The organism is Cellulomonas sp. Root485 (assembly GCF_001426705.1).
In the GTDB taxonomy this organism is placed as follows: domain Bacteria; phylum Actinomycetota; class Actinomycetes; order Actinomycetales; family Cellulomonadaceae; genus Cellulomonas.
Genome location: NZ_LMFC01000002.1, coordinates 654,989 through 681,357, shown reverse-complemented (window position 1 = coordinate 681,357; position 26,369 = coordinate 654,989). Strand labels below are relative to the sequence as shown.

At 67.7% G+C, this 26,369-nt stretch carries 23 protein-coding genes; 5 read left to right on the top strand and 18 right to left on the bottom strand.

From position 1 onward, the window contains the following. Positions 1 to 127: 127 nt before the first annotated feature. Positions 128 to 1,459 carry an MFS transporter gene (locus ASD16_RS11760; RefSeq protein WP_055917137.1) on the bottom strand — a complete coding sequence of 444 codons (1,332 nt, stop codon included), beginning with the start codon at positions 1,457 to 1,459 and terminating at the stop codon, positions 128 to 130. After that, a complete protein-coding gene (locus ASD16_RS11755) occupies positions 1,456 to 1,878 on the bottom strand; it encodes a MarR family winged helix-turn-helix transcriptional regulator (RefSeq protein WP_055917134.1) in 423 nt (140 codons plus the stop codon). The genes ASD16_RS11760 and ASD16_RS11755 overlap by 4 nt, the downstream gene beginning before the upstream one ends. 60 nt (positions 1,879 to 1,938) lie before the next feature. Here ASD16_RS11755 and ASD16_RS11750 point away from each other — a divergent pair, with 60 nt between their 5' ends. Then, positions 1,939 to 2,367 (top strand): VanZ family protein, encoded by a 429-nt coding sequence (locus ASD16_RS11750; protein ID WP_235523256.1) that lies wholly within the window; start codon positions 1,939 to 1,941, stop codon positions 2,365 to 2,367. 419 nt (positions 2,368 to 2,786) lie between these two features. Here ASD16_RS11750 and ASD16_RS11745 read toward each other — a convergent pair whose 3' ends face one another. From ASD16_RS11745 to ASD16_RS11735, 3 genes are all read right to left on the bottom strand, one after another. After that, a complete protein-coding gene (locus ASD16_RS11745) occupies positions 2,787 to 3,638 on the bottom strand; it encodes a class I SAM-dependent methyltransferase (RefSeq protein WP_055917128.1) in 852 nt (283 codons plus the stop codon). Positions 3,639 to 3,751: 113 nt separating this feature from the next. Then, a complete protein-coding gene (locus ASD16_RS11740; RefSeq protein ID WP_162250303.1) occupies positions 3,752 to 4,246 on the bottom strand; it encodes a CAP domain-containing protein in 495 nt (164 codons plus the stop codon). A gap of 2 nt (positions 4,247 to 4,248) precedes the next feature. Continuing rightward, positions 4,249 to 5,574, bottom strand: a complete 1,326-nt coding sequence (locus tag ASD16_RS11735) for a UDP-glucose/GDP-mannose dehydrogenase family protein (RefSeq protein ID WP_055917124.1) — start codon at positions 5,572 to 5,574, stop codon at positions 4,249 to 4,251. A gap of 358 nt (positions 5,575 to 5,932) precedes the next feature. Here ASD16_RS11735 and ASD16_RS11730 point away from each other — a divergent pair, with 358 nt between their 5' ends. Then, a complete protein-coding gene (locus ASD16_RS11730) occupies positions 5,933 to 7,306 on the top strand; it encodes an O-antigen ligase (protein ID WP_055917122.1) in 1,374 nt (457 codons plus the stop codon). Here ASD16_RS11730 and ASD16_RS21745 read toward each other — a convergent pair. The 6 genes from ASD16_RS21745 to ASD16_RS22040 form a co-directional block, all read right to left on the bottom strand. Further along, complete coding sequence (locus ASD16_RS21745; protein ID WP_157453906.1) at positions 7,258 to 8,295, bottom strand: hypothetical protein; 1,038 nt, start codon at positions 8,293 to 8,295, stop codon at positions 7,258 to 7,260. The two genes, ASD16_RS11730 and ASD16_RS21745, sit on opposite strands and share 49 nt — an antisense overlap. Further along, a complete protein-coding gene (locus ASD16_RS11725) occupies positions 8,292 to 8,942 on the bottom strand; it encodes a glycosyltransferase family 4 protein (RefSeq protein ID WP_157453905.1) in 651 nt (216 codons plus the stop codon). The genes ASD16_RS21745 and ASD16_RS11725 overlap by 4 nt, the downstream gene beginning before the upstream one ends. Positions 8,943 to 9,430: 488 nt before the next feature. Further along, the gene (locus ASD16_RS11720) at positions 9,431 to 10,522 is read right to left on the bottom strand and encodes a glycosyltransferase family 4 protein (protein WP_082570797.1); all 1,092 of its coding nucleotides are present in this window, start codon (positions 10,520 to 10,522) and stop codon (positions 9,431 to 9,433) included. Beyond that, positions 10,509 to 11,456 (bottom strand): glycosyltransferase family 4 protein, encoded by a 948-nt coding sequence (locus tag ASD16_RS21440; protein ID WP_162250302.1) that lies wholly within the window; start codon positions 11,454 to 11,456, stop codon positions 10,509 to 10,511. The genes ASD16_RS11720 and ASD16_RS21440 overlap by 14 nt, the downstream gene beginning before the upstream one ends. 44 nt (positions 11,457 to 11,500) lie before the next feature. Continuing rightward, positions 11,501 to 12,958, bottom strand: a complete 1,458-nt coding sequence (locus ASD16_RS11710; RefSeq protein WP_157453904.1) for an oligosaccharide flippase family protein — start codon at positions 12,956 to 12,958, stop codon at positions 11,501 to 11,503. 16 nt (positions 12,959 to 12,974) lie between these two features. Beyond that, positions 12,975 to 13,559 carry a DapH/DapD/GlmU-related protein gene (locus ASD16_RS22040; RefSeq protein ID WP_082570795.1) on the bottom strand — a complete coding sequence of 195 codons (585 nt, stop codon included), beginning with the start codon at positions 13,557 to 13,559 and terminating at the stop codon, positions 12,975 to 12,977. Here ASD16_RS22040 and ASD16_RS22350 point away from each other — a divergent pair. Continuing rightward, positions 13,554 to 14,837 (top strand): glycosyltransferase family 4 protein, encoded by a 1,284-nt coding sequence (locus tag ASD16_RS22350; protein WP_082570794.1) that lies wholly within the window; start codon positions 13,554 to 13,556, stop codon positions 14,835 to 14,837. The genes ASD16_RS22040 and ASD16_RS22350 overlap by 6 nt on opposite strands. Before the next feature lie 37 nt (positions 14,838 to 14,874). On the opposite strand, the gene ASD16_RS11700 is transcribed toward ASD16_RS22350, so the two are convergent. The 3 genes from ASD16_RS11700 to ASD16_RS11690 all read right to left on the bottom strand — a co-directional run bounded on the left by ASD16_RS11700 (position 14,875) and on the right by ASD16_RS11690 (position 18,625). Then, the gene (locus ASD16_RS11700) at positions 14,875 to 16,002 is read right to left on the bottom strand and encodes a glycosyltransferase (RefSeq protein ID WP_055917103.1); all 1,128 of its coding nucleotides are present in this window, start codon (positions 16,000 to 16,002) and stop codon (positions 14,875 to 14,877) included. Then, a complete protein-coding gene (locus tag ASD16_RS11695) occupies positions 15,999 to 17,048 on the bottom strand; it encodes a glycosyltransferase (RefSeq protein WP_082570863.1) in 1,050 nt (349 codons plus the stop codon). The genes ASD16_RS11700 and ASD16_RS11695 overlap by 4 nt, the downstream gene beginning before the upstream one ends. 68 nt (positions 17,049 to 17,116) lie before the next feature. Then, entirely contained in the window at positions 17,117 to 18,625 is a 1,509-nt protein-coding gene (locus ASD16_RS11690; RefSeq protein ID WP_235523255.1) for a sugar transferase, read from the bottom strand. A gap of 208 nt (positions 18,626 to 18,833) precedes the next feature. Between ASD16_RS11690 and ASD16_RS11685 the strand changes: the two genes are divergently transcribed. Then, positions 18,834 to 20,390, top strand: coding sequence for a polysaccharide biosynthesis tyrosine autokinase (locus ASD16_RS11685; protein WP_055917094.1), 1,557 nt, complete (start codon positions 18,834 to 18,836; stop codon positions 20,388 to 20,390). Between the two features lie 386 nt (positions 20,391 to 20,776). Here ASD16_RS11685 and ASD16_RS11680 read toward each other — a convergent pair whose 3' ends face one another. From ASD16_RS11680 to ASD16_RS11670, 3 genes are all read right to left on the bottom strand, one after another. Next, positions 20,777 to 21,298: an LPXTG cell wall anchor domain-containing protein gene (locus ASD16_RS11680; protein WP_055917091.1), complete on the bottom strand. Its 522-nt coding sequence runs from the start codon at positions 21,296 to 21,298 to the stop codon at positions 20,777 to 20,779. A 67-nt stretch (positions 21,299 to 21,365) separates the two neighbouring features. Then, complete coding sequence (locus tag ASD16_RS11675) at positions 21,366 to 23,231, bottom strand: DUF4012 domain-containing protein (RefSeq protein WP_055917088.1); 1,866 nt, start codon at positions 23,229 to 23,231, stop codon at positions 21,366 to 21,368. A gap of 123 nt (positions 23,232 to 23,354) precedes the next feature. Continuing rightward, the gene (locus ASD16_RS11670) at positions 23,355 to 23,963 is read right to left on the bottom strand and encodes a hypothetical protein (RefSeq protein WP_055917086.1); all 609 of its coding nucleotides are present in this window, start codon (positions 23,961 to 23,963) and stop codon (positions 23,355 to 23,357) included. Between the two features lie 215 nt (positions 23,964 to 24,178). On the opposite strand from ASD16_RS11670, the gene ASD16_RS11665 reads away from it, so the two are divergent. Then, positions 24,179 to 24,796 carry a low molecular weight phosphatase family protein gene (locus ASD16_RS11665; protein ID WP_304438007.1) on the top strand — a complete coding sequence of 206 codons (618 nt, stop codon included), beginning with the start codon at positions 24,179 to 24,181 and terminating at the stop codon, positions 24,794 to 24,796. A gap of 52 nt (positions 24,797 to 24,848) precedes the next feature. On the opposite strand, the gene ASD16_RS11660 is transcribed toward ASD16_RS11665, so the two are convergent. After that, positions 24,849 to 26,348 carry an NCS2 family permease gene (locus tag ASD16_RS11660; protein ID WP_055917083.1) on the bottom strand — a complete coding sequence of 500 codons (1,500 nt, stop codon included), beginning with the start codon at positions 26,346 to 26,348 and terminating at the stop codon, positions 24,849 to 24,851. Positions 26,349 to 26,369: the final 21 nt, after the last annotated feature.

Genomic DNA, 26,369 nt, shown 5'->3' with positions numbered 1-26,369 from the left:
CAAGACGTGGTCGCCCACCTGTGCAGTGGCGACCGTGCGGCTCGCGCCGTGCGAGCCCGAAAGGACCGTAATCGTCACCTTCGGCGCCGAACATGAGCCTTTCGTCCCCCCGAATCGGAGGTCCTCGTCACGCCGCGGTCTGGCGGTCCGCCGCCTCCTGCGCACCCAGCCGGGCGGCCGTCTGCGCGCGCTGCGTGGGCAGCGCCGGGTACAGCACCTCGAGGTGGGGCCGGCTGCGCACGTGGTACCGGACGGTGACGTCCCACTTCTTCCACGCCCACAGCGCCGCGCCGGTGGCCACGAGGAGCGCGGAGATCGAGCCGATGCCGATGGCCCAGCGCGGACCGTACGTCTGGCCGATCCAGCCGACGATGGGCGACCCGATGGGCGTCGCGCCGAGGAACACCATCATGTACAGCGCCATCACGCGCCCGCGTACGACAGGGTCGGTGCTCAGCTGGATGGTCGCGTTGGCGGCCGTCATCATGGTCAGCGACGCCAGCCCGACGGGGATGCAGGCGATCGCGAACGTCAGGTACGTCGGCATGAGGGCCATCACGCCGGTCGCGATGCCGAACCCGAACGCGGCGCCGATGACCAGGCGGACGCGGGGCCGTTCCCGTCGCGCCGCCAGGAGTGCGCCGGTCAGCGACCCGATGGCCAGCACCGAGCCGAGGATCCCGTACTCCCCCGCGCCCATGCCGAACTCGCTGCGCGCCATCATCGCGCTGGTCAGCTGGAAGTTGAGGCCGAACGTGGACACGACACCGACGACGACCATGATCACGAGGATGTCGCTGCGCCCCCGCACGTAGGCGATGCCCTCGCGCAGCTGCCCCTTGGCGCGCGCGGTGGTCGGCATCGGGCTCAGCTCCGACTTCCTCATCCGGGTCAGCGAGAAGATCGTCGCGGCGAACGTGACCGCGTTGATGAGGAACACCCACCCGGTGCCGACGGCGGCGATGAGCAGCCCGGCGACGCCCGGGCCGATGAGCCGGGCAGCGTTGAACGACGCGCTGTTCAGCCCCACCGCGTTCGACAGCTTGTGCGCGGGCACCAGCTCGGCCACGAACGTCTGCCGCACCGGCCCGTCGATCGCCGTCACGCACCCGAGGGCGAGCGCGAACACGTACACCTGCCACAGCTGCGCGTGCCCGCTGAGCACCAGGATGCCCAGCCCGGCGGCGAGGATCCCCTGCCCCACCTGCGTCGCGATCAGCAGCTTGCGCCGGTCCACCCGGTCCGCCAGCAGCCCCGCGTACGGGGACAGCAGCAGCACCGGCGCGAACTGCAAGGCCGTGGTGATGCCGACCGCCACCCCGGACTCGTCCGTGAGCTCGGTGAGGACCAGCCAGTCCTGCGCGACGCGCTGCATCCAGGTGCCCACGTTCGCCACCAGCGCCCCGGCGAACCACAGCCGGTAGTTCCGGAACTTCAGCGAGGAGAACGTGGGACTCATGAAGCGGCGATCCTCCGCAGCAGCTCGGCGGCGTCGACGAGCAGCGCGCGCTCGTCCTTGGTCATCTGTCGGAGGCGATCCGCCAGCCAGGTGTCCCGCCGGCGGCGGGTCTCGTCGACCTCCGCGACACCGGCGTCCGTCAAGCTCACGACGACCTGCCGGCCGTCGGTCGGGTGCTCCGCCTTGGCGACGAGCCCGAGGTCCACGAGCGAGTTGACCGTGCGGGTCATGCTCGGTGGCTGGATGCGCTCGCGCTCCGCCAGCTGGCCCGGGGTCAGCGGACCCTCCTTGGTCAGCCAGGCGAGGACGGTGAACTGCGGGTCCGTCAGCCCGGCCTCGCCCCGCTCCGCCCGGATCCTGCGCGAGGCCCGGCCGATGGCGATGCGGAGCTCGCCGGCGAGGTCACGGGAGGAGGGCATGATCCTTACTTTAGATCATTACTCTGCGTAATGACAGTCGGGGTCGCCTACCCTGGGCCCGTGACGAGGAGCCGGCGGGTGACGATCGCGCTCTTCGGCGTCTACCTCGTCGGACTCGCGCGCGTGACCCTGTGGCCCCGGCTCGCCGACGACGACGGCTTCGACCTCGTCCGCACCGTCCTGGGCTGGATCAGCTCCGCCGGCATCGCACTGACCTACAGCGCCACGGAGTTCCTCGCCAACATCGCCCTGTTCGTGCCGTTCGGCATCCTCGTCAGCCTGCTCTGGCCCCACCGGCCCGCCTGGGCGGTCATCGCCCTCGGCCTCGCCACGTCGGGCGCCATCGAGCTCGCCCAGCTGCTGTTCCTGCCCCACCGGGTGGCCGACGTGCGCGACCTCGTCGCCAACACGCTGGGGACCGCCCTCGGGGTCGCGCTGCTGGTCGCTGCCCGCCGCAGTCCTGGGGCCGCCCCCGCCGCATCAACCTAGTTGCACTCGGCCGGGAGCTGGTGACCTGGAGTCGTCGACGACAGGAAGCTCCACTTGGGCTGGGGCTCGTCGATGGCCCTCATCTGCCGCTGGATCGGTGCAGTCGGGTCGGGAGCCGGATGCTCGCGCCACCCGACCCCGAGGCGAGGGATATGGGACGACGTGGCATCCGCAAGGGTTCGGCGCGGGTGCTCGATCGGGTCTTGTCCGACTGCAGGGTCTATGTCGCACGGACTTGGAGGCTTGCGACCAGACCATCTACACGTGGCCGGGTGAGGGCCGCGTCGACCGTGGAGACCATCGCGCGTCCGCTGTGGACTGTGTCCTTCTCGACGGGCGGGCAAAGCCGATGCCAAGGCAGCCGCTCGACTGGCGCAATGAGCCGGACAAGCACCGAACTGCTCGATGCCGCGTGTTCGTCACGTTCCCGACGTGCGGTGACTTGCTGCTGGTCGAAGTACTGCCCGCGCGACACCGATCCCGCCACCGGGATACCAATGATCTTTCGGCCGCTCATCAAAGAAGGAGTAGCTGCGGCCCGTACGACGAGCCCAGTCCTGCAGCTCTGTGGTCGAGTGAGAGTTGTCCGACAGCACCAGCGCGGAGTCGGAGAGCTTCGCCGAGACCGCCTCGAACTCACGGCGCTCATGTCCCGGTGAGTGGTCGCTGTCGTGCAGGAACAGATCCACGGTTTCAAGCTTTCCGATCGCCGCGATCGAGTCGTCGATACGAAGGTCTGTGACGGTGTCGTAGGGCGCCGCGATGAGGTGGCCGGCGGCAGCGTCAATATCAATCGTCGTCAGTCGCCCTGATCCATTGCGGAGCAGTGCAGCGGCCAGGACACAGGCACCCAGCCCCTTGTCCGTGCCCGTCTCCACGACGTGGCTTGGCTTCGTCGCTCGCACGAGGGCATACCAGCCCACTCGGCGGCCGTACATCACCTTGCGGTCTGCCAGGCCCGGCTGGGTACCGGCCCTCGCTCGGGCCTCCAAGGCACCGCGAAGGGCCGCGTCATCCTGGATCTCCTGCAAGTAGCCCTCGGCCTCATCGACCGGCACCTCCGCGACGTCCGCGATGAACCATGCGAGGTGGCTTAGGTTCACATCGGTGAGGTCATACGTGAAGTTCTCGTGCTCGCGCGAAGTGACCAGCCACTGCGCGGACTGCCGCAATACCCGCGCGCTGTGCTGTCCAGCGAGTCGAGCCCTGCCTGGCAGAGCGGCGGCCGGTGCGATCCGACTTGACTTGACCCGATCCCGGAACTCCCCCATGCGTCGAGAGTATCGACACCCTTCGTCTGGAAACCGGCTCGAGCGCTACAACAGTGGCCGCCGGTGCCGCCATTGATCACCTGACCCTCGTCAACGTGGTGGCCAAGTACGAACTAGGGGCCGAGGAACACCTGCGAGCAGAGCATCTCGTCCCCGTCGAGCATGCAGCCGACGCCCACCTGGTAGAGGTCCGGGTCCAGCAGGTTGGCGCGATGGCCCGGTGAGTCCAGCCAGGCGGCGACGACGTCGTGCGGAGTTGCAGCGGCTCTGGCGAGGTTCTCGGCGGCCGTCGACGCCGGGGGGCACTTCTCGATGACCGGCGTCAGACCGGCGTGCTCCAGGTCCGCTCCGCCGCTCAGGTCGTCGGCCCGTTCGGTCGCCTCAGTGGTCGCGCACTCTGAGACCGTCAGAGCCGGCAAGCCCTCGTCCGCCCGCGCGGCGTTCGTCTCGACGACGAGGTCAGCGGCGTACGTCTGCGGATCTGCTCCGTCAGCCGACCACGGCTCCAGGCTCGACGGTGCCGGTCGCAGCACGAGATAGGCCGCCGTCGCCGCGAGAACGACGGCGAGCACGACCAGCACCCACCCGAACGCCCCCGTGCGGGACACCGTCAGGGACGCCCCAAAGCGCGGTACGTCCAGCCGGCCGCCCGCCATGCCGCGGGCTCGAGCACGTTGCGGCCGTCCAAGATGCGCTTGTGAGCGACGACCGCCGCCAGGGCGTCCGGATCGATCTCGCGGTACTCGGGCCACTCCGTGGCCAGCAGGACCACGTCAGCATCCTTGGCGGCCTCGAGCGCGGACTCGGCGAAGTGCAGGTCCGGCCACTTCGCCTCAGCGTTAGCCACCGCCTGCGGATCAGTCACGGTGACGTGCGCGCCCTGCAGCTGCATCTGCGCCGCCACCGACAGAGCCGGCGAGTCGCGGACGTCGTCCGAGTCCGGCTTGAACGCGGCCCCGAGCACCGCGATGCGCTTGCCGACGATCGACCCATCGCACACCTCGCGCGCCAGGTCCACCATTCGCACCCGGCGGCGGAGGTTGATCGAGTCGACCTCACGGAGGAACGACAGCGCGTCGCTCACGCCGAGCTCGCCCGCCCGAGCCATGAACGCGCGGATGTCCTTCGGGAGGCACCCGCCACCGAACCCGAGGCCGGCATTGAGGAAGCGCCGTCCGATCCGGGCGTCGTACCCGATCGCGTCGGCTAGCCGTGTCACGTCCGCACCCGTGGCCTCGCACAGCTCGGCCATCGCATTGATGAACGAGATCTTCGTCGCGAGGAACGAGTTGGCTGCGACCTTCACCAGCTGCGCCGTCGCGTAGTCCGTCACGACGAGCGGCGTGTGCTCGGACAGCGGGGTCGCGTAGACCTCGTCGAGCACCTCCTTCGCCCTCGCGCCCTCCGCTGTCGGCACGCCCTCGTCGTCCGTCGGAACCCCGTAGACCAGCCGGTCCGGGTGCAGCGTGTCCTTGACTGCGAACCCTTCGCGCAGGAACTCCGGGTTCCAGACCAGGGTCGCGCCGGTCCCCGCCAGCGACTCCGCGATCGCCTCCGCCGTTCCGACCGGGACGGTCGACTTCCCAGCCACCACGTCACCGGCGCGCAGGTGAGGCTTGAGTTCCGCCGTCGCTGCGTTCACGTACGTCAGGTCGGCCCGGAACTCACCGTGCACCTGCGGGGTCCCCACGCAGATGAAGTGCACGTCGCTGCCGGCGGCGTCCGCCATGTCCGTGCTGAAGTTCAACCTGCCCGTCGCGCCGGCCCCCGTCAGTAGCTCGGGTAGTCCCGGCTCGTAGAACGGCGCCCGACCCTCGCGGAGAGCCTCAATCTTCTTGGCGTCGACGTCGATGCCGATGACGTCGTGGCCCAGCTGGGCCATGCTCGCGGCGTGGACGGCACCGAGGTAGCCGCAACCGATGACCGACAGGCGCATATCGTCTCTTTCCTGCTGTGAGCGAGAACGGTTGGAACTGTACCGGCGCGATCGACTCTGTTTGAGCTTCGGAGCGCCCGAACTCGCGCCCTCGCGCCCCGCCCCCGCGACGCGTCCCAAGCCGACTGTGCGGAGGAGCCGAGAGTGCAGCCCATGTCTGGAGTCGCAGCACCGCCACATAGGACAACCGGTCAAGGCGGTCGGACAGCGCGACGAGAGCGGCGTGCCCGTCGGAAGACGCGCGCACTATGGGGATTGGGGCAGGGCCCCGGATCGTAGGGGGCCGCTTCCACAATTGTGTCCGCTATGTACGCTTGCGTGCGAATCCGACGCGCGCGCGGTCATCTAGCCTGAAACCATGCACCCCGACACCGCCCGATTGGCGCCAACGCTGGTCATGGCCGGAGGCGTCGGTGCCACGCTGCTCGTCGGGATCGCTGCCGTCATAGCCGGGCCTGAGATCCTAGAACTGGCACTCGCGGGTCTGCTCGTGATCGGTGCGCTCGCCCTAGCAATCCAGCGGCCATCCAGGGCTGCCCACATCATCGTCGTCGTGGCTGTTCTCGATCGCAATATTCCCTTCGAGTTCGACCGACTCCGGCTCACCACGACGGTAGTTCTTGCGCTAGCTCTATCACCCATCCTGCTCTGGAGCGCTCTACGGTCCGGGCGCGTCACGGCTCTGCAGAAGGCCGCCGTCGCGGCGATTGGGGTCGGGCTCGTAGGCGCTGCTCTCCTCGCGCCCGAACCAGCCCTCTCCGCGATAGGGACAGGACGCTGGCTGCTCGCCCTGCTCTTCCTCCTCGCTGTCATCGGATTCACCTCGAGCGAGATCAACTTTGCTCGGTCTTTCATGCAGACCATCGTTTTCGCGGGAGCGATTTCCGGCGCCTTTGGACTACTCCAGCGGGCGGGGGTCTATCTGGTCGTAGGCGCGCCATATAACCCGGGCGTCTACGACTCGACGTTCGGCTACTACTCCAACTTCGCGCAGTTTGAGGCCGTCGTCGCGGTCGTCGGTCTGGGGCTCACTCTCCAGCGCGCCGGGGGTTCTCTCTCGCGCCGCACAGTCGTTGCGGCGGCCGCTCTCTTGGCTGCCGTTAGCGTGCTCGCTTCCGACTCTCGAGGTGCAGTGGTGTCGATGGGGGTCGGATTTGTCGTTGTCATCGCCGTGACCGCCCGGAGACGAGCAAGGGCGTTTGCAGCTGCAGTTGCAGTCGCGGGAGGGCTGGCGCTGAGCCTTCGCATGGGCTGGTTCGATACCACGTTCGACCGGTTCGCAACGGCGCAGGGAGGCGACAATGTGCGCGCGCAGCTGCAAGCGGCTGGCTTCGAACTTCTTCGTTCGCACCCGTTTGGTATCGGATTCGAGAGCTTCAGCACCTTCGTGGCGTCCGGAGTCGTCACTGCAGAGCGGGCACTCTCGCACGCTCACAATACGTACGTCCAGGTCGGGCTAGACGCTGGCCTACTTGGGCTCGCAGGCTTCCTGGTGTTGCTTGCCCACGTCGCCGTCACACTCCTGCGCTGCCCTGCCGATGACGCGCGCGTGCCTGCGGCGGCTGCCGTCTTCGGCGTCGCGATTCAGTTCACGCAGGACTACTTCTTCTTTGAGTTCGCATCCCTCACGTTGTTCGTGGCGGTGCTGGGTGTGGCTGTTGCCCGCCGTCCCGCACAGGGGGATCAGATCGCCTCGACCGCGTCGACTACGTCCTTGCAGAACAGTTCGTAGTTCCATGACCGCTCCGCGAAGGTCCGGCCCCGTGCACCCATCTCCGCGCGTGTCGCCGGATCTGCAAGTTCACGGAGGGCGTTGCGCCAACCGCGTTCGTCGCCCGGCTCAACCTCGATCCCGCACCCGATCGCGCTCACACTGAAAGGGAAATGCCGACTCCTCGTCATCACGACGGGTTTACCGAGAGCGAGCGCATCGTTCACCTCCGTCAGACCGGTAAGCCGGTCAGGGTCCCGCGTAGGAACCGCGACGACGCTCGCTCGTGCAGTCCAGCGGATGACCGACGTGGCCAGGAACGCGCCAGGGGCGGCTGGATCTTCTTCGGCGTCGGCGGCTCCAGCTGTCCGAACGTTCGATCCTGGCGGGAGCTCGCCTGCCGAGCCACGACCGAACATGAGACCAGACATGCCCGTCGCATCGAGAGCGCGCGCGAGAAGGTCTAGATCCCGGTTTGACTTACCGGTGCTGACAACGCCCGCGCTCTCATCGGCAACTACTGAGTACGCACGTGCGGCGAGGTCAGGGCCCCAGCGTGCAGTGACAATGCCGCGGGCACCCCTCGCCCTGGCTGTGTCAGCGGTGCTCGACGCAAGACAGATGGCAAGGTCAGTTCCGCGCAGTGTCCGGCTAGAGAGTGCACCGCGCGTGATCGGATGATGCACAACGGTGACGAGCTTCCACGGCCTGGTCCCGGCGGGCAGCATTCCGAGCCCCGCTCCTGTCCGCTCGTCAGCCGCGTAGACCAGGTCGGGTGCGACGCTGAAGACCTCCATCTCCTGGCGCAGCTGCCCCAGGCGCAGTCGCAGCGCACGCGAGATCTGCTCCGCGCGCCCCTGATCTGCCGGCTCTCGGAACCTCGCGTGACTCAGCTCGTGCCGCCGACCCAGAGCATCCGTCGCCCACGCGTGATGCGCGGGCGATTCGCTCAGCTCGGCGAGTCGCCGCATCTTGTCCAGTGGGTAGTTCGCGAGTACGTGGATTCTCACGCCGTACGCCCCTCGCGTGCCATCGAGGCAAGGCGCCAGATCCGTTCGACGGCGTCACCAAGCGTGTGCGTCCAGGTCAGGCCGCTTGTCGCATGGCCGAGGAGGCGCTCCGTCGCGTGTCGCTCGTCCACATCACACAGCCGGTCAATGACCAAGGAAGGCAGGGTGAGGGTGCCTCGGACGGCCGCATCCGGCACCTCGGAAGGTCGCGACCGCTCCACATATGGAGGCCCGACAACCAGCCGGTTGTAGGCCAACGCCTCAGCAACCTTGAGCTGCGCTCCCCCTCCCGTGGTCGCTGGGGCCAGCACCACGGCCGATCGGGCGTACTCCTCGCTCAGCTCCGCGACGAATCCAACCGGCTCCACACCAGACGCCCGCGGGAGTCCCTCCGCGCCGCGCCCAACCACTCGCATTCGAGCCCCAGGGACGACGTCAAGAACCTGCTGCCAGCCTTGCGCGAGAAACGCTGCCAGGCCGGACCGGTTCGGCCCGTAACGCCAGTCGCCGACCGCGAGGACGACACCGTCGGGAGGTGACGGCATCGACAGTCTCGGCGACATTCCGTTCGCCGCCATCACCGGTCGACCGCCCATCCGGCGAACTACCTCGAAGTCATGGGGCGTCAACGTCAGTGCAAGGTCCATCGCTGAGAGCGCACGAGGCTCCCAGTACAACGCCTTCGACCATTCCAGGAGAGCAGACGCCCTGTTCACTCGCGGTCCACTAGTTGCGAGGGACCGGAAGCGGTCGGTCTCGACGTTCGCAACATCGACCACTTGCGGAACTCGGAGACGAGCACCACCGACCGCGGCCAGGTACGTGTGGCTCCACACGGCGACGCTCGCGGACTGTGCCCCGATCGTCGCCGTCAGAGCGCGCGCGTCCCCGATGACCGCACGCCCGAGCCGCGGGGCGAGACCGACGCGACCATGCAAAGCGCCGCACTCCTGCCATGGTGCGAGTACGAGCTCGACCCCGGGCGGCGGCTGCCCCACTCGTTCGCCCGGACGATCAGGCGTGACAACAGTCACGCCGTCGAACTTGTCGAGCAACGCGGTCGCGACGTGAGCAGTGCGGACGCGGCCACCAGTGTCTGCGGGCCACGGTGGCTCGACGCTCACCACAACTGCCTTCACGCCGCACCCCGTTGCCGCTTTGCTCGCGCAGCTTCGACGAGTTGCGCGAGCGAAACACCGATTCGATCCCAGTCCAGCTCGGCAAGGTCCGGGCCGGCCTCGTCCCGGTCGGCCGAGGCCCACTCCAAGGCCCGCTCCAAGCACGCTCCGTCGAGAGATCCTGAGTACGTCTTCACCCAGTCTGGACCGACAACAGCAGCGAGCTCTGGCAGCGCCCCGATCTCGGGCACCAAGATCGGACGCCCGAGGCTCAGGGCAAGCACGGCAGACCCAGAGTTCGTCACTCGCGCGTATGGCAGGACCAGGAGGTCGCACGCCGAGATCACTGCATCGATCTCGTCTTGACTGAGGCGCCGCAGAATTGTGGAAGTGCGTTCACCGGCGATTGACCATGAACCAACTTCCGGCGACACCTCACCTGCAACGAGGAGGTGGGCTCGTGGATCACGTACTTCGGCGAACGCGGAGACGAGAGTGTCCACACCCTTGTAGGGCCGAATCTTCCCCACGAAGCCCAGCAGGCGCGAGCCAAGATCAATGTCGAGCCGCGAGCGAGCCTCCTCGTGGGAGATCCGGGACACGACAGTTCGATAGTCGCCATGCAGAGTGACGATCGCGGGACGGCTCGCAAGGCGCGGCCACCGCGACTCGGCCTCGCATCGAGCGGAGCTGGAGAGGTAATGCAGGGCGTCGACACCAGTTGTCAGGGCCGCGCGCGCTGCTCTGCTCAACCGGGGGCGCACCGAGTCGTGGTCGTCGAGGTTGTGAACCGTCCAGATGATGGTGACGCGGCGAATCTTTGCGATCCCCAGCAGGAGGAGGAGGAAGGCGAACCGTCGCCAGGCCCCCAGGGCAGAGCCGGCCGCAATCGGCGCGTCCGGCCAGTGCCACCACCACACCCGGCAGTTCGATGAGGCGATGGCGTGCAGATCGAACTCCCGCACCGTGTAACCACGGACTTCCAATGCCGCGGACTGAAGCGCCTGATAGGGGTTCTCGCGTCGATTCTTGCGCGCGGGCCACGACGCAATCACCGTCCTACTAGATGCAGACGCCAACTGACCGTCGACAGGGTCACGCATCACCATCGGAACGCACCACCCTCTGCAGAAAATCGGACCACCGTTGGCCGAACGACTCGAGCGAGCACTCCTGCCGTACGAAGGCGTTCGCGTGTCGCATGGCCTCGGAAGCGGGTGGATCCAACGCGCGACCGAGAGCGCGTTCGAACGACTCTGCGCTGCCTACTTTGGCCACGAGCAGCGCGTAGTCGGGGACCGCCGCTACAAGGTCCGGCACCCAACCGGCCGTCGTCGTCACCGTCGGAGTTCCCACCGCCAGAGCCTCGAGAAATGCCAGGGAGCAGGCCTCGTACTGTGTAGGCATCAAGACGACGTCCGCGCTCGCGATAGCCGCTGCAAGGTCCGACTCCGAGAGCCGGCCAAGCCATTCCATGCCATCGAATGGACGTCCCGCGGCGAGGAGGATGCGGTAGCCGAGTGCGCGTGCAGCATGTACGGCTATGTCAGGCCGCTTGCGCCATTCGGGACGGCCGATGAACAGCGCGGTACGGTCGGCGGCGCCGGAGCCACGATCCCCAGTCTCGGACCGCGGTTGGAAGGCCGTGGTGTCGATCCCGTTGGCGAGCACGGTGCTGCCGAACCCGTAGACACGTCGGAGCTCTCGCGCCGTGCTCCGGGACACCGAGACCCGATGCGCTCCGACCCCCGCGCGGAACTGAGCGGCCGATTGAGCGACTGCCGCTTTCACGCGCCACCGAAGGGATGATTCAGCGTGAGATCGCAGCATCTGCGGAAGCGCGACACCATGGTAGACGTGCACCCGCGGTTGGCGTGTTCGCACGACGACTTGAGCATTCGTGATGACGACGTCAGCATTGCGGATCCCCGCGTCGTCGACCGAAACCACCATCGCATCGTGCTGCAAGTCGTTCAGCGCCCCGACCAGCGAGTGGCAAAACCTCTCGACTCCCTGCCAACGATCGTCTGGATCCGGGCTCACGACATTCACTATGAGGCTGCGTGCCAAGGACGGAGTACTCGCCATCACGCGAGCCGCCGCGAGAGGAAGAGACGCACGTCGGCCGTCGACACTAGGCGCGAGACAAAACTGGCTGATACGCCGACCACGCCCACGACGGCCACAACGACCCAATAGGGTGCGAAATCGAGCAGACCAGTCGTCGCCCACATCACCACTGCGATGATGAGTGCCTGAGCGCACGACCGCCAACCAATGCCGAGACCAGCACGGGCGTGGAGAAGCACAAGCAAAGCGGTGACGATGGCCGTCTCGGTCCCGACGGCGATCCAGGCGGTAGCACTAGCACCGTAGCTAGGCACCAGGAGCACCGAGATGCCTAGGCTGACAGCCCCGCCCACCACGGTAACAACCGCGTAAGCCCTGACTTGGCGAGCGGCGGTCAGGGCACTCGTCACGAGCCAGCCGAGCATTCCGGGGACGAACGACCAGACAAGTACCGCAAAGATGGTGCCGGCCTCTTCGAATTCCGTGCCAAACATCCAGGAAATGAAACCGCTGGCACCAGCAGCAGCGCAACCCACGGCGACGATCGCCGAAGCAAGGGTGAGTCGTACAAGCCGGCCCCACACCCGCCGTCGCGCTGATGAATCCCCGAACGCGCGCGAGAGCAGCGGAAGGTAGACCGATGAAAGCGTGGCGGGGAGCACTTGCATAGCCTCGAGGAGGCGGAACGCAACCGCGTACTGAGCAAATTGGGTAGGTCCCGCGATGGCGAGCAGAACAATTCCAGTCAATCGATAGTACGCCGTGACGCCGATCGCCCCGAGCCCAAGTGGGATGGCCTGGCGGAGGAGCGGACGCAGCTCGCGGACACCCGCCCTGAGGCTCAGCCACGCAGTGTCACGACATAGCCAGAGGACGAGTCCTCCCTGCGCCAAAGTGAGCGCCAGGTAGGTGACGCCGTACCAAACTATCGGCAAGTCCAAACCTGCGACGATCACGACGGCAACGAGCCAGCCGCCACTCTGGAAAGCAAGGATCGCATTCTGCACACTGAGGCGCAGGTCGGCGATCGCCACCGACTGCAATCCAATCAGCGCGCCCATCGGTAAAGTGCTGAGCACAAGTGCTACGAGCACGGCCTGAGAGCGCAGATTCAACAGCGTGATTGCAGCCACCCAGGCGATGACCGCGAAGATCAAGCCCAGCCCAAACCGCGCAAGTACGGTTGCGGTCAGCACCGGGGGACGCGCGACACCGCCACGCGCCAACAGGCTTACGGCAGTGCTGGTGATGCCGAGGTCCGAGACCACCGTGCCGATACCGACAAGAAGAAATACCCCGGACAGTGCACCGAACTCGTAAGGTCCCAGCGACCGGGCCTGAATCGCGGCGACCGCGGCTCCGGCAATAATTCCGAGGGCGCGCACGACGATCTGAATCGCAGCAGCTCTAGAGACTGCTCTTCGCGAGATTGGCTCGCGCTGAACCGCCGCCTTTGATGGCTCGACCTGGCTCATGCGCACGTCAGCGCCGTCATTGCCACCAGGCCTTGCGCTTGGCGACAGGCAGTCGATATCGGAGACCCGACGGCCGCTCGCCGATTCTTCGCGCAGGAACGCCAGCGTAGAGCCCCATCGGCTCGAGGTCGCGCGTCACTACAGTTCCGGCGGCGACAACCGCACCCTTTCCGATCGTCACTCCCGGAAGCACCACGACGTTCGGACCGATCCAGACGTGATCGTGAACGTGGACCGGCGCGGTAACGAAGGCAAAGTCCGGCGAACGCCAGTCATGTTGCGCCGACCAGAGCTGCGCCCTTCCACTCACATTGACATCTGATCCAAGAATGAGTCCCCCGCGTCCGTCGACGATGCACTCCGGACCAACGATCGACCTCGGCCCAATCACGACTCCATTTGCTCCGTGGACGCGCACTCCTCGGTGGAGCGTGGCGGTGGGGTGCACCTCGCCGCCGCACAGTTCCACCGATAGGACTCGCCCCCGGTGCCATGGCGCGATGGACGCCACGTCGAGTGCGGCCTGCTTTGCATCACGAACGCGAGCGCTTGCGAACCGGTAGCCGACGGTGATCGGCGACCGGGGATTCGACGGATGCATCAAATAGCCTCTCCTCTGGCTCCCGACCAGTGTACGGACCGCCGCCACATGTACTCGCCGCGCCAGGAGCGGACAAACTGGTCGATTTGCACACTGAGTCGGGAGCCGGGCTCCACTGACTCGGGCCAAGTCCGTGCAACACGGTTGGGACGGTGGGGCCACGGCTGCGATCGTGCTTCGGGGTACCGTGTGCACGTGAGACCAGTCGTCATTGCCCAATCGACAACGATTGGGGGAGCCGAGAAGTACCTGACCTCCCTCTACTCAACGCTTTCGGCGACATTCGGCTATGAGCCGAGGCTCGTCGGCCACGTCCCTGGCTGGATCGACTCGGGATTCCCTGAGGACGATATCGGTCTATCGCCCAAATGGGGACGCCGCACCATCGTTGGTGGGCTCACACAACTTCCCCACGAGCGCGATGCCGTTCGACGAGCAATTTCGCGGCGGCCAATTGACTATTCCCACCTCCAGTTCAAGCGAGAACAATTGGGTCTAACCGGTCCCGTCAGCCGATACGCACCAGTCGTGTGGACGGAGCACGGCGTCTTGCCCGGCGCCGCCGCAGCATTCCCGCTCCTCCGGGGGTATGCGCGCGCCGCTCGCCGCGTTGGGGGCATCATCTGCGTCTCCGAGCTGGTGGCAGGGAGCGTTCGACGCGTCGTTGGCGCACGTACGCGAGTTGAGGTTGTCGAGAATGGTGTGGACACAGCCAAGCTCAGGCCGGCGACAGAAGCCGAGCGACGGAGCGCGAGGTCCGAGCTCGGCCTGCAACGGGACGCCCCAGTGCTGCTCTGGGTGGGACGAATGGCACCGTCGAAGCGGCCCCAGAAGGCTCTAGCGATTGGGCGACGCTTTGCCGGGCAGACGGTTCTCGTGGGAGGCGGCCCGATGCTGGACGAAGTCCGGTCCGCGGCCGGGCCGTCCGTGAGGGCCGTAGGCCATGTCGATGACGTCTCGACGTACCTGCGCGCCGCGAGCGTGCTGCTCTTCACCTCGACCGGAGCCGGCGAAGGCCTACCCACCGTCATTCTCGAGGCAGCTGCGTGCGGCCTGCCGGTGATCGCTGACGAGAGCAGTGGGTTTGGCGGGCTCGTCGAGTCGATCGGCGGAGCATCTCTGTCGGCCGATGTCGATGCTCAGCATTGGGCGTCGGCGGCGCTCGCTCTCGTTCCTCAAGATGGCCTCACGCCTGGTCGTGAATGGGCAGTGAACCACTCACTCGACCGATGGGCGGCTCAGACCGACGAGGTAGTCCGAGATCTCATCCACGCGTAGCTGCAGGCACTACCCCGCCCAGTTCAGACGTGGATTCCTAGAGCCTGCGCAGCAGGTCTCGAGCGTCGTCCACTCGGCGCGTCCACGAATGGGTCGACGCCGAGCGCGAGCGTTCGCCAGCAGCATCTTCGGTGAAACTCTCGACCGAGTCGACCACAGCAGTGACGAATTGTTCGTCGCCATGGCACGCGACTCCTGGATCGTCGAGACCGGCGAGACTCGGCAGTCGTGTGGAAACCACCGCCAAGCCAGCTGCCAAGTATTCATAGACCTTGAGCGGGAACACGCCCGCCGTGTAGTCGTTCAACTCGTAGGGAATCAGACCGACCATAGAGGATGCGAACAGGTCAGCAAGACTAGAGGGTTTCAGCACGCCCACGTACTCGATGCGCGGATGCGCCAGCACGTCGTCAAATGTCCGCCGCCCGTCAGCACCGTCAATCGCGCGTGGCCCGGCGACGACGACATCGATCCCTGCGTCGGCGACGCCAAGTAAGAGCCGGCTCGACACCTTGGTGGACGTGAGGTTGCCAGCGAATACCGCTCGCGGTTGCCGATGTGTGCTCGTCACTGCGAACACGTCGGTATCTGCGACGTTCTCCCAGAGGAGCACGTCCTTGCGCCCCATGGAGCGGAGGTGCGCGCGCACGCCTTCGCTGCTGGCAATGACCACGTCGGCGGTGCGGACGAGATGGCGCTCACCGTCAAGGATGGCTCGAGCCGACGCGCGAGGCTGCGTGTGAAGCAGGTCGACAGCGTGGTAAACGACGGACCTGGCGCGATCCGCGAGACCGTACGTGACCGGCGAGAACGTCCAGAGGACAGAGTTGTCGAGGTCAGGAACCTGTAGTCGGTCGACGATCCGACGGTTCAGCCAGCGCGCAGGTGCCCGGTCGTGGAAGGGCACCACCACAGGACTGATGACCTCGAGGTTCTCTGGCCCGGGGGCCTGCCGACTCGGAGTCCCGGCTCGGCCGATGCGCCGAACTACTCGGGCAAGGTCAGAAGGGAGGACGCGGGGGCGCCGAAGGCCGAAGGACTCGACGTAGGTCACGCGGGTATCGACAGCAAGACGACTCGCAAGATGCTGCTTGTTAGTCCAGACGTCGGAGTGAAAGTCAGCGGTGGAGAGGACGACGACCGGAGGAAGCTCGGGGTCGATCATTCGCTCCAACTCTCGACGTCGACGAACTCCCGGATTCGCCGCCGAAAGACCGCTGTTCCGAACCGTGTAGCGAGGTCGTTGGGGCCGCTCCCGCGCATCGAGGCCGCTGCCTCGACACCGGACCGGACCGCACGCATGTCGTCGAAGTCGATGTGGGCGCCTGTCACCCCGTCCACGACCGATTCCGTGACACCGCCGATCATCCCGCAGGCTACGGGTGCTCCCGCCGCCATCGCCTCGACCGGCATGATGCCGAAGTCCTCCACGGCGGGAAACACGTACACGAGGCATCGTTGGTACAGCGCGAAAAGGAGGGCATCGCTCGGCTCGGCTATGAACGTCACGGGTACGGAGATGTCGCGAGCGAGGCTCTGGAGCTTCGCCAGATCGGGTCCGCTGCCGGCAATCACGACGGGAACATCGACGCAGTCGCCGGCCCGGAGCGCCAGGTCGAGCCGCTTGTACGCCACGAGTCTCGACGCCCCGAGTAGGAAGACCGGTGGTAGCGATTCGATGATGCGGGCCTCGGCGCCCGTCAGTCCCTCGGCCCAGTCATCGACGGCAGAGATTCGGTCGATGTCGACCGGCGGGTAGACGACAGTCGCGTCGAGGCCCCAGGTCCTCTGGACCCGCGATCGGACGTACTCACTATTCGCAGCGAGATCGGTGATTTCCGCGGCGCGATTACGGTCGAGGGCGCGAAGTGCCGGCGCTACGGCGCGGGAGACCACGGATGACCCCCGGCCGTCGACCGACGGTTCCCAGATGTAGCGGGCAGGGCTGTGCACGTACACGTACTTGCGGAAGCCAGACGACTGGTCGCGAAAGGTGACGTGGTGCGCGAACAGATGTGAGCTGACCAGAGCCCAGTCATACGCACCTGGGCGGCGGCGCCACGTCGTCGGCATCACCGGCAGTGCTGCGATCTTGCTCCGCCGCAACGGAGTTCGAGCTACCCACGTCTCCTCGAGTCGGCGACCGGGGTAGCGGTTTTCAACGTCGGACCACAGACACAAGAGCTCCGCATCGGGGAACGCGTCGACCATGGCGTCGAAGACATTCTCCGAGCCACCGGTTCGAGCAAGCCATTCGTGGACGAGGACACCACTGGCCACTAGCGAGCGCCCTCGCCGCTCGCCACGACCTTGACTGTTCGGGCGAGAATGAGCAGGTCGCCGAAGAGCGTCCAGTTCTCGACGTAGCTGACATCGAGGCGGATGCCGTCCTCGGGCGCGAGGCCCGACCGACCGGACACCTGCCACAGACCCGTGAGGCCGGGCTTGACCCGGAGCCGTCGGTGCGCCGCTCGGTCGTACTGGGCGACCTCGGCATCGATCTGGGGCCGGGGGCCGACGAGGCTCATGTCACCGGTCAGGACGTTGAGCAGCTGCGGCAGCTCATCGAGGGAGTACTTGCGCAGTACACGGCCGACAGACGTCACACGCGGGTCGTTCGTTGGCTTGTAGAACATCCCCACCGAGCTCGCGCCCTGGTCAGCGAGCACCTCGGAGAGCCGCTTGTCCGCGCCGACAACCATGGTTCTGAACTTGAAGATCCAGAATCGTCGACCGTCCTTTCCGATGCGCTCCTGCCGGTACAGCACCGGCCCTTGACTGGTCACCCGGACCAGGAGTGCGACGACCGCGAGCACGGGGAGCAAGAGGACTGTGATCACCGCTGCCATCAGCCAGTCGAACAACGACTTGGCGATGTACTTTCCGCCGGTGAACCTCGCCTCGTCGACGTACATCATCGGCAGCCCGCTGACCGGGCGCATGAGTACGCGGGGACCGGCGACGTCCACGAGCGACAGGGTCAGGGCGAGGTCGATGCCCTTTCCCTCAAGGTCCCAGCCGAGCCGCCGGACCGTATCGGCGGTGATTGCATCGGCGCCTGTCACCGCGACCGCTGAAGCACCGATGCGCTCAGCGATCTCGGCGGCGCGGTCCATCCCACCGAGCACCGGGACCCCGCCGATGTGCTCGCCATCGAGGATCTCGCCCGCGGGAACGCAGACACCTAGCACCATGAAGCCAACGCGGGAGTTCTTGTGTAACTCCCCGATCAGCCCCGCGGCCTTGTCGCGATGCCCGATGACGAGAATCCCCGACTGGTACTGGCCAGCATCGCGATGGGCATGCAACCAGCGACGCCACCACATGCGGCCACCGAGGATCAGTCCCAGCCCCAGCGGTGCGGCGAAGCCGAGGTAGCCACGACCGATCTCCATACGCAGCAGATAGGCGACGACAGCGACCGCCGCGAAGAGTTTCCAGGTCACATTGAAGACGCGGGAGAATTCGGCCGGTCCACTGCCAAGGACGCGCCTGTCTCGTGACCGACCCAATGCAAGCGCGGCGAGCCATGCCACCGCGAGCGCGACCGAGACGGAGAGGTACGACGGAGAGAACTCGCCTGAGACGATCGCCAGGCCGGTGTGGTCAAATCGCACCAAGTATGCGACGGCCACGGCGACGACGACGGCCGCCGCGTCAGTTGTCCACAGTCGGACGGCGAGATCGCGCCATCGGGGGTTTGCACTGGCAGCGGGCACGTTCGCCGAGCGCACGAACTGCTGCGGCACAAAGCGCACTGCAGGCTCGCGCGTGTCCGATTTGGCCACGTTTACCCCCCATTGTCCGTCCTCAGCGGAGCGCGCCCTCTGAAAACGTCTCGTGGAATCGTACATCGGCGCGTGGCCAAGCAGAATCGACAGATCCGGCCTAAAGGGGACAAGACTCCGCCGGCGCGTGTTTTCACCCGGCGATCTGCATGATCATGGGCTATGAGAGACTTGCGGCGGTCATATCCGAGCAGGGGAGAACAGGGCAGTGGAGCTTCAGGACTATTGGGTCATTCTGCGTAAGCGGTGGCTGTCCATTGCCATGTTCACGCTGCTGGGCGCTGCACTTGGGGTAGCGGCGTCGCTTGCCACTACTCCCCTGTACCAGGCGTCGACGCAGCTCTACGTCTCGGTCAAGACCGGCGAGTCGTCGAACGACCTGCTTCAGGGCTCCAACTTCACGCGCCAGCAGGTCTCCTCCTATACCCAACTGGTCACCAGTCCGCTCGTGCTCCAGCCTGTCATCGACGACCTCGGCCTCGCTGCGCGGGCAGAGGCTCTCGCGTCTCGGGTGAGCGCGAGTTCCCCGCTGAACACGTCACTGATAAACGTCTCCGTGACCGACGAGAACCCGGCGATGGCCGCTGCCACCGCCGATGCCATCGCCAAGGAGTTCAAGACGGTCATTGCGGACCTCGAGACGCCGAGCGATGGCAGCCCATCCGCCGTGAAGATCTCTATCGTGCGTGACGCCGTCTCGCCGACGGGGCCCTCCTCGCCGAACCGCAAGTTGAACCTCGCGTTGGGCATGCTCCTCGGCCTCGCGCTCGGCGTCGGCGTCGCCGTGCTCCGGGCCGTGCTGGACACTCGCGTCCGCTCCGACGCCGACGTCGCCCGCGTCACGGACACGTCAGTCATCGGCATCATCCCCGATGACCCCGAAGCCCCCCAGCACCCCCTGATCGTCCAGAGCAGCCCGCACAGCCAGCGGTCGGAGGCGTTCCGGCGGCTGCGCACGAACCTGCAGTTCCTCGACATCGCCGACCGTCCGCAGTCGATCGTCATCACGTCGTCGCTGCCAGGTGAGGGCAAGTCGACGACGTCCATCAACGTGGCGATCACGCTGGCCGACGCCGGTACCCGGGTCGCGCTGATCGACGCCGACTTGCGCCGCCCGTCGGTGGCCAAGTACATGGGCCTCGAGGGCAAGGTCGGCCTCACGACGGTTCTCATCGGCCGTGCGAGCGTCGAGGACGTCATTCAGCCCTGGGGCAACGGCTACCTGCACGTCCTGCCCGCCGGCCAGGTTCCCCCGAACCCCAGTGAGCTGCTCGGGTCGCTAGCGATGGCGCACCTGCTGGAGAAGCTGACGTCGCAGTACGACGTCGTCATCATCGACACGGCTCCCCTGCTGCCGGTCACGGATGCGGCGATCCTGTCCAAGCTCACCGGCGGCGCGCTGCTCGTCGTGGGCGCGGACAAGCTGCACCGCAACCAGCTGGCGGAGTCGGTCGGCGCCCTGGAGACCGTCGGTGCCCGGATCCTCGGGATCGTCGTCAACCGGCAGAAGCGCAAGCAGAGCGACCAGTACGCGTACTACGACTACACGCCCACGCCGGCCACCGCGGCCGACTCGGGCCGAGGCGGCCGTCGGAAGCGCAAGGGTGCGCCGCCTGCCCGCGCGCCGCAGGCGTCCGAGCCGTCGGTGGTGACCGGTCCGACCACGCTGTGGCCCGGTGACTCCCTGAGCGACACGCAGCTGCTCGACTTCCAGCGCCAGCAGTCGCAGAACCCGCCCGCGCAGCACCAGCGACCGAGCAGCTGAGCGACCCCACCTGCACCGCGAGCGCGGCCCCGGACCAGTTGGTCCGGGGCCGCGCTCGTTCCGCCGTCTGCCGCGCGTGCGCCCTCATGGGGCTCGGTACTCAGTTGTGCAGTCGAAGGGGTTCTGGCTGTCGTGGGGGGCGTGCGGCAGCCGAGCGCGGGTGACCGCTGTCCTGCCGACGCACAGTCACGGGTGGACGGCCGTCGGCAGATGGTGACGGCCACGACACGACGCGTCGGCAGAGCGGCGACCGTCGACTGTCGGCGAGCGCCGTGCGGCAGTGCTCCACGCCCCGCACAGGCGGCATCATCGAAGGCTCAGTCCACCCCGGACGCACGAGAGCCCCGCACCATCCGGTGCGGGGCTCTCGGTCAGTGCGAGGCTGTTCAGGCCGCGGCGTTCTCCGAGCGACGACGGGCCAGGACGACGCCACCGGCGCCGACGAGGACCAGCGCACCGGCGCCCAGGGCGATCGGCAGCGCGTTGGAACCGGTCGAGCTCAGGCTGCCCGTGCTGCCGGCAGCGGCTGCGACGGTCACGGCCTGCGAGCTGAGGACGGCACCGGACGCGGTGTCCGTGGCGACCAGCGTGAAGGTGCCGGACTGGCTCAGCGTGACGGTGAAGACCGCGGTGCCCGAGGAGTTCGTCGTCTTGGTGAGCGACTTGGTCCCGGCGATGGTGATCGCGGAGTCGGGGATCGAGGCCGGGTTGCTGGTGATCGTCAGCGTGACCTGGGCGCCGGCGGGGCCGGTGACCGTCACGGTGAAGCTCTGACCGGCGGCGGGCGTGGTGTCAGACACGGTGCCCTTGTTGGAGTAGTCGCCGGCGCCATAGGCGAATGCGGCGGACGGAACGAGCGCGAGTGCAACGGCAGCGACAGCGACCAGAGCGGTGCGACGAATCTTCATGTGTGTGTCCCCCCGGACAGGTCGTGTTACTGGAGTGGCGAGATGTAACTAGAGGCAACCGTACCTGCTACTTCTCGCACGCGGAAGCGACGACTGCGTCACCCTTTTGGCGGGCGGTGGGTGTGGAGCGAATGTGCACGTCACCGCGCTGTTCCTTTCCGGTGACGATGTCCAGGTCCAGCGTTCCACTTTCGCCCGGTTTGAGGGTGAATGTCCGGCCTCCTACCCCCAGGCCGTCGTGGATCTGGGCGAGCAGGCCCTGGGGATCGGGTTTCACCCGCACTGAATCGATTCCGCCGCCCTCGGGTGCGTAAATGAGGGTATTTGTCTGAATATCACCGAGGGGCACGATGTTGTCGAGGCCGACCAGGTAGGACGGCAGATTCGCGGCATCCGCGGGTGCGTCGTAGTGCAATGTCACGACGGCGTGGACGGTTTGTGACCCGTCCGGGCGGCACTCTGTCGCCTCGGCCTCGATGGTCAGGTCCAGGTAGTAGCCGACCTTGGCCTGCGTGCCGTCGTTGAGGTAGACGCCGATCTCGGCCGAGTCACCGTCGACCCCCTGCAGCGCACCGCTGAGGACCGTCGGGGCCAGGAGGTCCTGCTCGCCCTCGTCGGCGGACCACACCATGAACCGGCCCTGCCGGGCCGCCTCGGCGAGCGCGTCCATCACCGCCGGCACGTCGCCCTGGCCGCCCACGACCGCGGCGAAGACCGACTGCGACGTGTCCGAGAAGAAGGCGTCCTGGTCCTGGGGATCCTCGAGGTCGAGGTAGACCTGGTTCAGCAGCCGCTGCGCCGCGTCGTCCCCGGTCAGCATCGTCCCGTCGGAGAGCTGCACGGGCCCGGTGGCGTCGAGCACGAGGCCGAGCGCGACCGGGTCGACGGACAGGACGCCGTCGATCGTGCCGCCCACCTGCTGCTCCCAGATCGCCTTGGCGATCTCGCCGGAGCGCGGGAAGTCGGGCGTGAACGTGACGTCGCGCATGTCGGTGCCGAGCAGGGGGCCGAAGAGCGCGAGCTCCGCGTCGGTCAGCGGCAGCGCCGGATCGGTGAGCCCGCTGAGCGAGCCGCCGGAGCGCTCCGCCACGACGGTGACCGCGCCGGCGTCGGCACGCAGGTGCAGGACGGAGCCGGGGATCCCACCGGTCGCTCGCTGCTCCGCGTTGTTCTGGACGAGGACCAGGTAGTTGCGTGGCCCGTCGGCGCCCATCATCGCGGGCACCAGCTGGGCGGCGCGCGACGCGGTCGCGGTGGTCACGGCGACGTCGGCCACCTGGTCGCGCAGGGCCTCGACGGGCTCGGCGACGAACGCGAGGAGCGCGGAGGTGTCGATGGCGTCGAGCTGCTCCGCGGTGATCTGCACGGACTCGTCGGCCGCGACGATCGCGGGAGCGGCCTCCTGGAGCGGTGCCAGGTCCACACGACCGTTCACGGGCGCGAGCGCGCCGGGGTCGACGAGCGTCGTGGCCTGCATGAGCGAGGGGAGGGCCTGCTGGGCGAGGTCGTCGACGGCCTGCGTCACTGTCTGCACGGCGTCCACGTTCTGACCCACCCACGGCAGGCTGCCCGCGAGGGTCCAGGCCGGTCCGCTGGTCGCCGTGGCGGCCGTCGAAGAGTGCGCCTGCAGCTGCACGAGCGTCTTGTCGGCGGCATCGGAGTCACCGGCCCGCACCTGCTCCTGGAGGTCCTGCACGTCCACCTTCGCGGCCCCGAGCGCGTCGGCTGCGCGCTTCGCGTCGACGGCCAGCCAGGCACCGAGGGCGACGACGACCAGCAGTGCGACCCCACAGCCGACGAGCACGCGGCGAAGGTTGCGACGCCGGCGCGCACGGACGTAGCTGGTGCGTCGTCGGCGGACCGTCTCCGGGTGCTCGGGCGCCTCGGGGACCGGCTGCGCGTTCCAGCCGTCTCCCCATCCCGGGTGCGTCACGACGTCTCTCTCCCCTGGCCGAGCCGCCGCCCGGGCAGGCGACGCGGTCGGAATGGTACCGGCGGCCCCTGAGTCAGCCGGTCAGGCGGGGAGCAGCGTGCCGGGCGACGTGCGCCCGACCGATCAGGAGGCCTGCCGACGCCGGACGAGCACGAGCGCGCCGGCACCCAGGGCGATGAGTGCGGCGGCACCCAGGACGATCGGCAACGGGTCCACGCCCGTCTCGCTGAGCTGGGTGGGCGTGACGCGCGCGACCGCCGTGACGGTGTGGGTGCTGAGCGCGGTGTTCGTCTGGTCCCGGACCACGATCGTGTAGGTGCCGGCAGCGCTGAGGGTGACGACGCCGACGAGCGCACCGTCCGCTCCCGCCGTCTTGGACGTGGTCTTCTCACCGGCGACGGCTATCGCGGAGTCCGGGGTCGCCGAGTCGGCGGACGTCACGGTGATGCTGTGCACGGCGCCCGGTACCAGGCCGGAGCAGCTGACGGTCAACGAGGTCCCGACCGTGGTGGAGCCCATGCTCACGGCGCAGGAGCCCGTCGGTGGCGGCGGCGGGCTCGGGGTCACCGTGGGTGTCGCAGTGGGAGTCTCTGTGGGCGTCGCCGTGGCCGTGGAGGTGTCGCTGGGACTCGGGACGACGACCACGGCGCCGGCCGCCGAGACTGCCAGCGGCGAGAGCGCGAGAGCGGCTGCCACGACAGCCGTCGCGATGGTGCGCGAGGTTCGCTTCATTCGGCAGTCCCCCAGATCGTCGGCGCCGCCCCCGGCCCGCTCGTCCATGCCCGAAACCGACAATAGCGACGATTCCCCACCCGGCCCACCCTCTGCTGCCGGAGCCTGCCCGAATGTGCCGAGCGACGTCCCCGGGGCTTCGGAGGGTGGAACCGCTGCGCCGATCGGGTCACCGGATGCTCCGAAAGCGCGCAGCGCACCGCAAGATAGGGACCGTGACCCCCACCGACCTGGCCGAGCCCTTCCGCGTCCTCGTCGTCTGCACCGGCAACATCTGCCGGTCGCCGGCCGCCGAGCGGCTGCTGGCTGCCGGTCTGGGCGCGGCGTACCGGGGGCGCGACGGCGCCGGTGGGCTCGCGCCTGCGATCGAGGTGGCCTCGGCCGGCACGGGCGCGGTCGCCGGTTACCCGATGACCGACGAGATGGCGGCGCTGGTCGCGGGCCAGGGCGTCGACCCGCGGGGCTTTGAGGCCCGGCAGCTGATGCCGGACATGGTGAAGCAGGCGGACCTGGTGCTCGGGCTCACGCGGAAGCACCGTTCGGCGATCGTCGAGCTGGTCCCGTCGGCGGTGCGGCGGACGTTCACGCTGCGGGAGCTGGCGCGGCTGGTCGCCAACGTCGACCCGGCGACGCTCCCGGGGGCGAACGCCACGACGGCGGACCGCCTCCGCGCGCTGGTGCCGCTCGCCGCCAGCCGGCGTGGGCTGGTGGCGCACCGGCCCGCGGACGACGACGTGGTGGACCCTTACGGCGGCGGCCAGGCGCTCTACGACACGTCGTTCGGCCTGATGGTGCCCGCGATCGACACGATCGTGGCGGCCGTCCGCCGCTGACACGAGAGGCCGGGCCCCCGTCGGGACCCGGCCTCCGTCGTGCGTGCTGCTGCTAGACGCCCAGCAGGCTCTTGATCGGGCCGATGAGGAAGTAGACGAGGAACATCGCCGACGCCACCCACATGAACGCGTGGATGTCGCGGACCTTGCCGACGGCCAGCTTGATGACGACGAAGGTGATGATGCCCGCGCCGATGCCCGCGGTGATGGAGTAGGTGAACGGCATCAGGATGATGGTGAGGAACGCCGGGATGGCGAGCTCCCAGTTCTTCCAGTCGATGCCGGTGATCTGCGTGACCATGAGGAACCCGACGACGATGAGCGCCGGGGTGGCCGCCTCGAACGGGACCATGGAGACCAGCGGGGCCAGGAACGTGGCCAGCAGGAACGCGATGCCGGTCACCACGGAGGCGAGACCGGTCCGGGCACCGTCGCCGACGCCCGAGGCGGACTCGATGTAGCTGGTGTTCGACGAGACGCTGCCCGCGCCACCGGCGGCTGCCGCGATCGAGTCGACGACGAGGATCTTCTGGGTGCCGATCGGGTTGCCGTCCTGGTCCAGCAGCTTCGCCTCGCTGCCGACGGCGACCATCGTGCCCATCGTGTCGAAGAAGTCCGCGAGCAGGAGCGAGAACACGAGCAGCAGGACGGCGACGACCCCGATGGACTCGATGGAGCCGAAGAGGGAGAACTGGCCGACGAGCGAGAAGTCGGGGGTCGCGAAGATGCCGCCCTCGGGCCAGGACGGGACGTCGAGGGCCCACCCGGCGGGGTTGACCACGGCGCCGGTCTCGTCCGTCTTGCTGCCGATGTTGCCGACGAGCTCGATGATGAACGCCAGCACGGTCGCCGAGACGATCGCGATGAGGATGGCGCCCTTGACATTGCGGACCATGAGGATGATCGCGAGCATCAGCCCGAACACGAACACCAGCAGCGGCCAGCTGCCCAGCGACCCGCCGATGCCGAGCTCCACGGGGACGGCCATGCTGGCGGGGATCCGCACGAAGCCCGCGTCCACCAGGCCGATGAACGCGATGAACAGGCCGATGCCGACGCTGATCGCCGTCTTGAGCTCCACGGGGACCGACCGGAACACCGCCGCCCGGAACCCGGTCAGCACGAGGACGAGGATGATTAGGCCCTCGAGCACGACGATGCCCATGGCGTCCTGCCAGGACATGTCCGGCAGGGCAGCGATGGAGTAGGCCACGACGGCGTTGAGGCCGAGCCCCGCGGCGAGGGCCAGCGGGAAGTTGGCGACGACGCCCATGAGGATGGTCAGGACGCCCGCGACGAGCGCGGTGGTCGCCGCGACGGCCGTCAGGTTCGGGACGTCACCGCCGCCGAGGAACAGCCCGTCGCCGGAGCGGACCGTGCCGATGATCAGGGGGTTGAGCACGATGATGTAGCTCATCGTGAAGAAGGTGACGAGACCACCGCGGATCTCGGTACCGATGGTCGAGCCGCGCTCGGTGATCTTGAAGTAGCGGTCGACAGCGTTCGTCGGGGGCGCAGTGCGTTCCGTCTGCGCAGTGGGGGTCGTAGACATGCGCGCAGTGTCGCAGACCTG